This window comes from Colwellia sp. 5_MG-2023 (genome assembly GCF_030547795.1).
In the GTDB taxonomy this organism is placed as follows: domain Bacteria; phylum Pseudomonadota; class Gammaproteobacteria; order Enterobacterales; family Alteromonadaceae; genus Colwellia.
In genome coordinates this window covers 1-3,271 of record NZ_JAUOPW010000054.1, presented here as the reverse complement: position 1 = coordinate 3,271, position 3,271 = coordinate 1, and the positions used below count along the sequence as shown (strand labels likewise).

Genomic DNA, 3,271 nt, shown 5'->3' with positions numbered 1-3,271 from the left:
TTTTTAACCGAATGTGCGTTAAAAATGAGTTCTTTAACAATCTGGAAAGCTGATATAAATATCGGTATTTATATGTTGAACACGGTGTCGCGCTGTTGTTTAACGTAAGTATAAATACCAAGCTGTTATAACATTCTCTTATCGTGAATGTTGTGATGGTGATAATGCATCCCCCCAAGGATGTATTATCGAATTCATACTTGCTCTTAGAGCAAAGATGTCTTATCAAGTAACTCATCTTATATCTTCGGATATATTGAGTACGTGAAAATGTCAGACTTTACAATTACTGTGGTTTAGTCACCACGGTGTACTTCGTAATTGATTCTTTTAAGAAAAGACTACTTAGGGTTGTATGGTTAAGTGACTAAGCGTATGTGGTGGATGCCTTGGCAGTTAGAGGCGATGAAGGACGTGTTAATCTGCGAAAAGCTTTGGTGAGGTGATAAAAACCGTTATAGCCAAAGATGTCCGAATGGGGAAACCCACTTATCATAAGATAGGTATCGTTAACTGAATACATAGGTTAACGAGGCGAACCGGGAGAACTGAAACATCTAAGTACCCCGAGGAAAAGAAATCAACCGAGATTTCGTTAGTAGCGGCGAGCGAACGCGAATCAGCCCTTAAGCTTATTGGGCGCTAGTGGAACTTACTGGAAAGTAAGACGATACAGGGTGATAGTCCCGTACACTAAAGCAACCTTTAAGTGAAATCGAGTAGGACGGAGCACGTGAAACTTTGTCTGAATATGGGGGGACCATCCTCCAAGGCTAAATACTACTAACTGACCGATAGTGAACCAGTACCGTGAGGGAAAGGCGAAAAGAACCCCTGTGAGGGGAGTGAAATAGAACCTGAAACCGCATACGTACAAGCAGTGGGAGCCAGATTTAGTCTGGTGACTGCGTACCTTTTGTATAATGGGTCAGCGACTTATATTCTGTAGCAAGGTTAACCGATTAGGGGAGCCGTAGCGAAAGCGAGTGTTAACTGCGCGTTTAGTTGCAGGGTATAGACCCGAAACCCGGCGATCTACCCATGGGCAGGTTGAAGGTTGAGTAACATCAACTGGAGGACCGAACACACGTATGTTGAAAAATGCGGTGATGACTTGTGGGTCGGAGTGAAAGGCTAATCAAGCCGGGAGATAGCTGGTTCTCCCCGAAATCTATTTAGGTAGAGCCTCGCACGAACACCATTGGGGGTAGAGCACTGTTAAGGCTAGGGGGTCATCCCGACTTACCAACCCTTTGCAAACTCCGAATACCAATGAGTGATATGCGGGAGACACACTGCGGGTGCTAACGTCCGTTGTGAAGAGGGAAACAACCCAGACCGCCAGCTAAGGTCCCAAAGTACTAGTTAAGTGGGAAACGATGTGGAAAGGCATAGACAGCTAGGAGGTTGGCTTAGAAGCAGCCATCCTTTAAAGAAAGCGTAATAGCTCACTAGTCGAGTCGGTCTGCGCGGAAGATGTAACGGGGCTAAACTAGTCACCGAAGCTGCGGATTCATAATTTATTATGAGTGGTAGGGGAGCGTTGTGTAAGCCGTTGAAGGTGAATTGAGAAGTTTGCTGGAGGTATCACAAGTGCGAATGCTGACATGAGTAACGATAAGGGGAGTGAAAAACTCCCCCGCCGAAAGACCAAGGTTTCCTGTCCCATGTTAATCAGGGCAGGGTAAGTCGGCCCCTAAGGCGAGGCGGAAACGCGTAGTCGATGGGAAACAGATTAATATTTCTGTACTTCTATATATTGCGAAGGAGGGACGGAGTAGGCTAGATGAGCACGGCGTTGGTAGTCCGTGTGAAAGAATGTAGGTGGGTGACTTAGGTAAATCCGGGTTGCTGTTAACACTGAGACTCGAGACGAGTGTCTACGGACATGAAGTCATTGATGCCATGCTTCCAGGAAAAGCTTCTAAGCTTCAGATATATAGGAACCGTACCCCAAACCGACACAGGTGGTTAGGTAGAGAATACTAAGGCGCTTGAGAGAACTCGGGTGAAGGAACTAGGCAAAATAGTACCGTAACTTCGGGAGAAGGTACGCTCTCTAGTGTGAAGGACTTGCTCCGTAAGCACATGAGAGTCGAAGTAACCAGGTGGCTGGAACTGTTTATTAAAAACACAGCACTGTGCAAAATCGAAAGATGACGTATACGGTGTGACGCCTGCCCGGTGCCGGAAGGTTAATTGATTCGGTTAGTTTTCGGACGAAGCTGATGATCGAAGCCCCGGTAAACGGCGGCCGTAACTATAACGGTCCTAAGGTAGCGAAATTCCTTGTCGGGTAAGTTCCGACCTGCACGAATGGCGTAATCATGGCCACACTGTCTCCACCCGAGACTCAGTGAAATTGAATTTGCGGTTAAGATGCCGTATACCCGCGGCTAGACGGAAAGACCCCGTGAACCTTTACTATAGCTTGACAGTGAACATTGCTCCTACATGTGTAGGATAGGTGGGAGGCGTTGAAACAGAGTCGCTAGATTTTGTGGAGCCAATCTTGAAATACCACCCTTGTATGCGTGATGTTCTAACCTAGGGCCCTAATCGGGCTTGGGGACACTGTCTGGTGGGTAGTTTGACTGGGGCGGTCTCCTCCCAAAGAGTAACGGAGGAGCACGAAGGTTGGCTAAGTATGGTCGGACATCATACGGTTAGTGCAATGGCATAAGCCAGCTTAACTGCGAGACAGACACGTCGAGCAGGTACGAAAGTAGGTCATAGTGATCCGGTGGTTCTGTATGGAAGGGCCATCGCTCAACGGATAAAAGGTACTCCGGGGATAACAGGCTGATACCGCCCAAGAGTTCATATCGACGGCGGTGTTTGGCACCTCGATGTCGGCTCATCACATCCTGGGGCTGAAGTCGGTCCCAAGGGTATGGCTGTTCGCCATTTAAAGTGGTACGCGAGCTGGGTTTAGAACGTCGTGAGACAGTTCGGTCCCTATCTGCCGTGGGCGTTTGAGAATTGAAGAGGGCTGCTCCTAGTACGAGAGGACCGGAGTGGACGAACCGCTGGTGTTCGGGTTGTTATGCCAATAGCATTGCCCGGTAGCTACGTTCGGAACTGATAACCGCTGAAAGCATCTAAGCGGGAAGCAGGCTTTGAGATGAGTTCTCACTGGAGCTTTAAGCTCCCTAAAGGGTCGTTGGAGACTACAACGTTGATAGGTCAGGTGTGTAAGGGCTGTGAGGTCTTGAGCTAACTGATACTAATTGCCCGTGAGGCTTAACCATACAACACCCAAGTAGTTTTT

1 rRNA gene is annotated in these 3,271 nt (G+C 47.8%); it reads left to right on the top strand.

Going from position 1 to position 3,271, the window contains the following annotated elements:
• Positions 1 to 357 precede the first annotated feature (357 nt).
• Positions 358 to 3,251: ribosomal RNA gene (locus Q4496_RS17810) — 23S ribosomal RNA — on the top strand.
• Positions 3,252 to 3,271 lie beyond the last annotated feature (20 nt).